At 65.9% G+C, this 8,430-nt stretch carries 8 protein-coding genes; all 8 read left to right on the forward strand.

Translation table 11 applies throughout. The features are described 5' to 3' along the window. The first annotated feature begins 164 nt into the window (after positions 1-164). Positions 165-662, forward strand: a complete 498-nt coding sequence (locus CAG41_RS18355; protein ID WP_139834981.1) for a hypothetical protein — start codon at positions 165-167, stop codon at positions 660-662. A gap of 207 nt (positions 663-869) precedes the next feature. Continuing rightward, positions 870-1,223: a hypothetical protein gene (locus CAG41_RS18360; protein WP_085586890.1), complete on the forward strand. Its 354-nt coding sequence runs from the start codon at positions 870-872 to the stop codon at positions 1,221-1,223. Positions 1,224-1,576: 353 nt separating this feature from the next. After that, a complete protein-coding gene (locus tag CAG41_RS18365; protein WP_085586889.1) occupies positions 1,577-2,536 on the forward strand; it encodes a MoxR family ATPase in 960 nt (319 codons plus the stop codon). 5 nt (positions 2,537-2,541) lie between these two features. Next, on the forward strand, positions 2,542-3,486 hold the full coding sequence (locus CAG41_RS18370; protein WP_085586888.1) for a DUF58 domain-containing protein: 945 nt from the start codon (positions 2,542-2,544) through the stop codon (positions 3,484-3,486). Then, positions 3,483-3,980 (forward strand): DUF4381 domain-containing protein, encoded by a 498-nt coding sequence (locus CAG41_RS18375; RefSeq protein WP_085586887.1) that lies wholly within the window; start codon positions 3,483-3,485, stop codon positions 3,978-3,980. Before CAG41_RS18370 ends, CAG41_RS18375 begins: the two co-directional genes overlap by 4 nt. Further along, positions 3,973-5,052, forward strand: a complete 1,080-nt coding sequence (locus CAG41_RS18380) for a VWA domain-containing protein (RefSeq protein WP_085586886.1) — start codon at positions 3,973-3,975, stop codon at positions 5,050-5,052. Before CAG41_RS18375 ends, CAG41_RS18380 begins: the two co-directional genes overlap by 8 nt. Further along, on the forward strand, positions 5,049-6,788 hold the full coding sequence (locus tag CAG41_RS18385; RefSeq protein WP_085633369.1) for a tetratricopeptide repeat protein: 1,740 nt from the start codon (positions 5,049-5,051) through the stop codon (positions 6,786-6,788). The genes CAG41_RS18380 and CAG41_RS18385 overlap by 4 nt, the downstream gene beginning before the upstream one ends. Then, complete coding sequence (locus CAG41_RS18390) at positions 6,785-8,422, forward strand: BatD family protein (RefSeq protein WP_085707290.1); 1,638 nt, start codon at positions 6,785-6,787, stop codon at positions 8,420-8,422. Before CAG41_RS18385 ends, CAG41_RS18390 begins: the two co-directional genes overlap by 4 nt. The last annotated feature ends 8 nt before the right edge of the window (positions 8,423-8,430 follow it).

The raw sequence follows: 8,430 nt of genomic DNA on the forward strand, positions 1-8,430 counted from the left end.
CAAACCCTTTAATTAAACATAAAAAAAAAATAAAAAAAATAAAAAACAAAAAAAAACAACAAACCTATTTTAATTAAAAAAAAAAAAAAAACAAAAAAAAAAAAAAAAAAAAAAAAAAAAAAGAAAAGCCGACAATATCATTGGCTTTCCTTTTGGCAATCACGATGCCGATGCTGCTTGTCAACTTGATAGTCCCGCTCATAGGCGAGCCGCTACATACTGCCCTCGAGCATTTCCTCGATGCCTACCTGGTCGACGACATCGGCTTCTGGTCTTCAAAGCTGCCACTGAGCTCAAAAATCACCACGAATTACATCGCACTGACGGGGCCAATAGCCGGCGCGATCCTTTTGTTCAGAAACTGCAAAAGGATTGACACAATAAAGAAAGACCTGCAGCGCAATTCAGCCATAAAAATAATGGCCACGGCCTTTGCATTCCTACTCCTCTGCCTATTTTTCGCACACCAGGCTTATTTCAATTCCGTCGACCTGGCGATCCGAAACGAGAAGCTCAGGATCGCAGGACAAAACTTTCTGTTCTACACGCTATTTTCATCATCGATACTGCTATACATAGCATTCACTCCGGTGTGCATATTCCTGCTCATGGTCTGTTTCTATTATCGAATCATTGAACCGCTGGCAAAAAAGGTGATGTAAGGGGCATGACTCATGCCTTGGCGATGTTCTCTTTGGCACCCCTTTTTTGTTTGTTCCTTCTCTGTACTCCATCCCACGATTCAAGATCGAACGTTGGCTGAGCAAGAGGCAAAAAAATTGAAGATGTAGCAGCAGATTCCTCTTCGGACTGGCAGAATCACACTTTTTCTCCGCCCCATCGCGTCCGGCCCCTCAGGAATCCTCCCCATGCAAATGACCACCGCCCTGCTCATCGTCAATCCGTGCGACGACGAAGAAGACAACATGGCCATGCTCTGCTGCCACAGCGACAAGGGCGAAATGTTCCTGATGAGCCGCTACCCGGACGAGGATGAACTGGAGATCACCCTGGATGGCGACCCTTCGACCCTGGAAGGTGTGAAGGTCACCCTGACCAAAACCCTGCTGAAGATCGAAATCGCGGCGGCGGATGCCGATGCGCTGAACGGTGACGACGTGCTGGAGATCACCTTCAACCCGGACATGGTGGATCTCGACGAGGTCGAAGAGACCCTGAAGAACATTCTGGACGGCACCGGCACTTACATCCGCCAGGCCTGAAGTCGCCAGGGCGGGCCCATCGTCGGATCGCCACCCGGAGCAAGCCTGCCCCCCCGGATCTGTATCGCGCACATCCCCTGTGGGAGCCAGCCTGCTGGCGATGGCATCCGTGCAGGCGCCATCGCCAGCAGGCTGGCTCCCGCAGGACTTTGTGCACGGCCGAAGTCCGCTTGATCCGCGTTGCCCGCACTGGAGCGGTGACAGCCATCCCCCCATGCGATCGTTACCCGGTCATTTCCCGCACTTTGCGCAAAATGCCGTTAGTCGCCACCCCCCGCGATGGATTAAAGTAACGCCCCCAGCCCCGGCGTTATCCGAACGTCTGCGGCCACCCTTTCCAGGAACAGTCACCGATGGAACATCGTGAAGCGCTGCTGGCGCTGCGCACCTTTCTTTCAACGCAGATCCTCGGCCAGGAAAAACTCATCGAGCGCCTGCTCATCGCCCTGCTCGCCGACGGCCACATGCTGGTCGAGGGCGCGCCGGGCCTGGCCAAGACCAAGGCGATCAAAGAGCTGGCCGAAGGCATCGATGCCCAGTTCCATCGCATCCAGTTCACCCCCGACCTGCTGCCGGCGGACGTCACCGGCACCGAGATCTACCGTCCGGAGACCGGCAGCTTCGTGTTCCAGCAAGGCCCGATCTTCCACAACCTGGTGCTGGCGGACGAAATCAACCGTGCCCCGGCCAAGGTGCAGTCGGCATTGCTCGAAGCCATGGCCGAACGCCAGGTCAGCGTCGGGCGCAGCACCTATGAACTGTCGCCGCTGTTCCTGGTGATGGCCACGCAGAACCCGATCGAGCAGGAAGGCACCTACCCGCTGCCCGAAGCCCAGCTCGACCGCTTCCTGCTGCACGTCAAGATCGGTTTCCCGGACGCGGCCGTCGAACGGCGCATCCTCCAGCAGGCCCGCGGCGAAGCCCTCAACGGCGAGACCAAGCCTGAGCGGCGGGTCAGCCAGCAGGCGATCTTCGCGGCGCGCAAGGAAATCCTCGGGCTGTACATGGCCGACGCCGTGGAGGAATACCTGGTGCAACTGGTCATGGCCACGCGCAACCCGGCCAAGTTCGACCCGGAAATGGCCGAGTGGATCGCCTACGGCGCCAGCCCCCGCGGTTCCATCGCCCTCGACCGCTGCGCCCGGGCCCACGCCTGGCTCGCCGGCCGCGATTTCGTCAGCCCGGAAGACATCCAGGCCGTGCTGTTCGACGTGCTGCGCCACCGCATCATCCTGTCGTTCGAGGCGGAAGCCGCCGGCATCGACCAAGACCGGGTGGTGCAGCGCATCCTTGACGTCGTTGCCGTCGCTTGACCGCCATGAACGCCCCCCTGCCGTCCGAACCGGGCATCCGCGTCAGCCTCGCCGAGCTGATCGAGATGCGTCACCGCGTCCGTGAGGTGCAGCTGTTTTCCACGCCGAGCCAGCGCAGCCCGCTGATCGGCCTGCACCATTCGAAGTTCCGCGGCCGCGGCGTGGACTTCGACCAGGTGCGGGTCTACCAGGCCGGCGACGACGTGCGCACCATCGACTGGCGCGTGACCGCCCGCACCCAGGAGCCGCACACCAAGCTGTTCCACGAGGAGCGCGAGCGGCCGATCTTCATCATGGTCGAGCAGAGCCGACGGCTGTTCTTCGGCTCCGGGCTGATGTTCAAGTCGGTGCTCGCCGCGCAGGCGGCGGCTCTGATCGGCTGGGCGGCGCTGGGCCACAACGACCGGGTCGGCGGACTGGTGTTCGGCGACAACGAGCATTACGAGATCAAGCCGCGGCGCAGCAAGCAGAGCCTGCTGCAACTGCTCAACCGGCTGGTGCGCGCCAACCAGGCGCTGCACAGCGAGCGCGAACCGGACCGCGATGCGTTCGGCGTGGCGTTGCGCCGCGCCCGCGAGGTGCTGCGGCCGGGCAGCCTGGTGATCGTGATCTGCGACGAGCGGGTGCTGTCCGACAGCGCCGAACAGCAACTGAGCCTGCTGTCGCGCCACTGCGACCTGTTGCTGTTGCCGCTGTCCGACCCGCTGGATCACGCCCTGCCGGCCGCCGGGCTGCTGCGGTTCGCCGAGCGCGGTGCGCAACTGGAGCTGGACACCCTCAACTTCGACCTGCGCCAGACCTACCGCGCCCAGGCCGAAGCGCGGATCGCCCGTTGGGAGCTGCTGGCGCAGAAGCTGCGCGTACTGCTGATGCCCCTGAGCACCCAGAGCGAAATGGTCGAGCAGATGCGTGAGTTCCTCAATCCGCAGCGTCCGGGCAGCGCACGATGAACGGCCTCGAACAACTGCAGCCGCTGATGTCCCCGCCACCGGTCGCCTTCTGGCCGCCGGCGCCGGGCTGGTGGCTGCTGCTTCTGCTGCTGCCCCTGGCGGGTTTCGCCCTGTGGCGCCTGCGCCGGCTCATTCCGGTGAAGAAGCGCCCGATCGTGCGGGCCGAACTGCCGCTGGATCCGGTACGCCTGGCCGCCCTCGCCGAACTGGCGCAAATGGCCAAGCCCTATGACGGCGCGCCCGCCGGTGCCTGGCTGCAGCAGCTCAACGGCCTGCTCAAGCGCCTGTGCCGCAACCATTACCCGAACAGCCAAAGCCACACCCTCAACGGCCGCAAATGGCTGGCGTTCCTCGACAACCGCTGCCCGGCCGCCGGCCTGACGCGCTGGATGGTGCTGGTCGAAGGCGCCTACAAACCCGAATGCAAGCTCGACGACAAGGCCATCGCCGGCCTGACCCAAGCGGTCGACACCTGGATCCGCAAGCATGTTTGAGTTCGCCTGGCCGTGGGTCTTCGCACTGCTGCCGCTGCCCTGGCTGATGCGCCTGGTGCTGCCGGTGGCCGACAGCGGCGAGCCCGCGCTGAAGGTGAGCTTTCTCGCCGACCTCGAAGGCCTCGCCCGCCGCCGGGCCCGGGCCAACCTGCCGGCCTGGCGGCAGCAGGCGCCGTTCCTGTTGCTGTGGCTGTTTCTGCTGATCGCCGCCGCCCGCCCGCAATGGCTGGGCGAACCGTTGCCGATCGCTGCCAGCGGCCGCGACCTGCTGGTGGCGGTGGACGTGTCCGGCTCGATGGACTTCCCCGACATGCAATGGCAGGACGAAGACATCAGCCGCCTGTCGCTGGTGCAGCACTTGCTCGGTGACTTCCTGGAAAGCCGCGACGGCGACCGGGTCGGCCTGATCCTGTTCGGCAGCCAGGCGTACCTGCAGGCGCCTTTGACCTTCGACCGCCACACGGTGCGGGTCTGGCTCGACGAGGCGCGGATCGGCATCGCCGGCAAGAACACCGCCATCGGCGACGCCATCGGCCTGGCCCTCAAGCGCCTGCGCATGCGTCCGGCCCAGAGCCGCGTGCTGGTGCTGGTCACCGACGGCGCCAACAACGGCGGCGAAATCGACCCATTGACCGCCGCCCGCCTGGCCGCCGGCGAGGGCGTGAGAATCTACCCGATCGGCATCGGCGCCGACCCCGAGTCGAGCGGCAGCACCGCCCTGCTCGGCGCGAACCCGACCCTGGACCTCGACGAGCCGGCGCTCAAGGCCATCGCCGAGGCCACGGGCGGCCGCTATTTCCGTGCCCGCGACGGCCAGGAGCTGCAAGCGGTCAAGGACACCCTCGACCGCCTCGAACCGGTGGCCCAGCAACCGACCCAGGCCCGCCCGGCCCAGGCGCTGTATCAATGGCCGCTGGCGCTGGCGCTGCTGCTGAGCCTGTTGCTGGTGGTCCGCGAGCTGTGGCCGGACAACCCGCTGCAACGCCTCTTCAGCAAGGAATTGTATTTGCAGAGCCCATTGCCTGACTGGCGTGCCCGCCTCAAGCGCCTGCGTCTGCGGAGGCGTCGATGATCACGCTCTGGCCGCACTGGTTCCGCCCCTGGTGGCTGTTGCTGCTGCCGTTGCTGGGTTGGCTGCTCTGGCAGCTCTGGCACCGGCAGAAGCGCGCCGGGCGCTGGCAGGTGATCCTGCCGCCGGCCTTCCATTCCACTCTCCTGCGCGGGGGCGGCGGACGCGACAGCAAACTGCCGTGGATCGCCCTCGGCGTGGCCTGGCTGCTGGCCCTCGCGGCGCTGCTCGGGCCGAGCTGGGAACGGGTCGAGCAGACCACCCAGAAACCCGCCGACCCGCTGGTGGTGCTGCTGGAACTGACCCCGGAGATGCTGGCCACCGACTCGCCGCCGACCCGGCTGGAACAGGCACGGCGCAAGCTGTTCGACCTGTTGCAGGCACGCAGCGACGCGCAGACCGCCATCGTCGTGTTCGCCGGCAGCGCCCACACGCTGGTGCCGCTCTCCGATGATCTGGCCACCAGCCGCAACCTGCTGGACGCGCTCAAGCCGTCGCTGATGCCGCAAAGCGGTCATCGCGCCGACCTGGCGGTGAACAAGGCCCTGACCCTGCTCAAACAGGGCGCCTTGGGCCAGGGGCGAATCCTGCTGATCGGTTCGTCGCTGTCGGAAGAGGAACGCCTGGGCATTCGCCGGGCGCTGGGCGGGCAGTCCCCGCAACTGCTGATGCTCGGGGTCGGCACCGCCGAAGGCGCGCCGATCGCCCAGGAGGACGGCAGTTTCCTCAAGGACGCCCAAGGCGCGATCCGCGTGCCGCAGCTGGACGGCGCGGGCCTCAATGCGTTTCTCAATTCGGTGGGCGGCGAGTACCGCGGCGCCCGCCTGGACGAGTCCGACCTGCGCGCCCTCGGCCTGCTCGACGGCCCCCGCAGCCTGCGCGACGACGGCCAGACCCTGCGCCTGGACACCTGGGCCGACCAGGGCTATTGGCTGCTGCTGCCGCTGTTGCTGCTCGCCGCCTGCGCCGGGCGCCGCGGCTGGCTGTTTTGCCTGCCGCTGCTGTGGTGCCTGCCGCTGCCCGGCTACGCGTTCGATTTCGAAGACCTGTGGCTGCGTCCCGACCAACAGGGCCTGCACCTGCTCAAGCAGAAGCGCCCGGCCGAAGCGGCCAAGCACTTCGAAGATCCGCAATGGCAAGGGGTGGCGCTGTACGAGGCCGGCGACTACAGCGGCGCCGCCCAGCGCTTCGCCGAAGGCAACGACGCCCGCGCCCACTACAATCGAGGCAATGCCCTGGCCAGGAGCGGCGAGCTGGAAGCGGCGCTGGACGCCTACGATCAAGCCCTGGAGCGCCAACCGGACCTGCGCCCGGCACTGACCAACAAGGCCTTGGTGGAGAACCTGCTGAAACAGAAAAACGCCCCGCCGCCCGCCGAACCGCAGAAGCCGTCGACGCCGCAGAACCTGCCGGGCGACGAACCGCCGCCACCGGCCGCGACGCCGCCTGTGGCCAACAGCGAATCCCCGAGCGACACCGCACCGCCGCCTGCGGCCAGCGAACCGCCGCCGACCGCCCCGCCGCTGCCGGGCACCGATGAGCTGAGCGAAAGCGAACCGCAGGGCGAACAGAACGCCACACCGCCGCTGCTGCGCCCCGCCGAAGACAACCTCGAAGGCGAGCAGCGCCAGGCACTGGAACAATGGCTGGGCAAGATCCCGGACGATCCGGGTGAACTGCTGCGACGCAAGTTCTGGTACGAACAGCAACAACATCAGGATCAGGAAAACATTCGATGAGCCGTTTCACCGCACTCTTGCTGCCCCTGCTGATCTGCACGGCCACCGCCCAGGCGGCCGGGCTGACAGCCAGCGTGGACCGCACGCGCCTGAACTCCGGCGAGACGGTGGAGCTCACCCTGGAATCCAACGATGTCACGCAGTTCGGCAAGCCGGACCTGGCCCCGCTGGAGCCGCAGTTCGAAGTGCGCGGCACCCGTCAGGTCAACCAGTTGAACACCCTCAACGGCGACAACCGCGCCACCACGCGCTGGATCGTCACCCTGCTGCCGAAAAACAACGGCAGCGTGGTGATTCCGCCGCTGCAGCTGGGCGACGCGCAGAGCCAGCCGATCACCGTGCAGGTGGTCGAGAGCGACGACCGCGAGAGCGCCGACGGCCTGGATCCGGTGTTCATCGAGGCCAGCCTCGACCAGAGCAGCGTCTACGTGCAGGCCCAGGCGGTGCTGACCGTGCGCATCTACCATTCGGTGTCGCTGTACGACGACAGCAGCCTGACGCCGCTGCAGATCGCCGACGCGCGCATCGAACAGTTGGGCGACACCCGCACCTACGAAAAAGACATCAACGGCGTGCGCCACGGCGTGATCGAAATGCGCTACGCGATCTACCCCCAGCACAGCGGCCTGCTGAGCATCGCCCCGCAGACGTTCAGCGCAACGCTGGTCGATACGCGACCGTCCGCGGACACCTCCACCCAAGGGCCGAAGCCGGGCAAGCTGATGCGCATCAGCTCCGCCGCGACGGCGCTGACGGTCAAGCCCAAACCCATCACCTACCCGGCCGACGCGCCGTGGCTGCCGGCCCGCAGCCTGACCCTGAGCGAGAGCTGGAACCCGGAGCCGGATCACCTGCAGGTCGGCGATTCCCTGACCCGCAGCCTGACCCTCAAGGCCGAAGGCCTGGCCAGTTCCCAGTTGCCCGCGCTGCCGGCCACCGAGGCCAACGGCTTGCGCCGCTATCCGGACCAACCGGTGCTCAGCAATCAGAGCGGCGACCGGGGCCTGACCGGCAGCCGCGAGGAGCGCGAGGCGCTGGTGCCCAGCCGCAGCGGCGCCATCGAGCTGCCGACGGTGGAAGTGGTCTGGTGGAACACCTTCGAAGATCACCTGGAACACAGCAGCCTGCCGGCGCGCACCCTGCAAGTGGCGAGCAACCCGAGCCTGCAGGTGGACACTCCGGCCGGCACCCAGGCCTCGGGCGGCGCCGACAGCGAAGCGCTGTGGTGGTGGAAACTCAGCACGCTGGTCCTGGCGTGCACCACCGCCCTCGGCTTCGGCCTGTGGTGGCGGGCCCGCTGGCAACCGGCGATCCTGCGCGCCGCCCAGACCGGCCCGAGCCCGCGCACGCTGCTTGACGACATCAAGCGCGCCAGCCAAGCCAACGACCCCCACGCCACCCGCCAGGCCCTCGACGCCTGGGCCCGCCAGCAACCGGAAACCCTGGCCGACATGGCCGCCCGCTTCGTGCCGCTGTCCGATGCCCTGGACGGCCTCAACGGCGCGCTCTACAGTGAAACCGGCCAGCACTGGCAAGGCGAAGACTTGTGGCGGGCGATCCGCACCATTCCGGCGGCTGAGCGGGCGAAGGATCCGGTGGGCGACAGCGGGTTGCCGCCGCTCTACCCCAAATGACCGCGCGA

The organism is Pseudomonas sp. B35(2017), assembly GCF_002113645.1.
Classification (GTDB): domain Bacteria; phylum Pseudomonadota; class Gammaproteobacteria; order Pseudomonadales; family Pseudomonadaceae; genus Aquipseudomonas; species Aquipseudomonas ekonensis.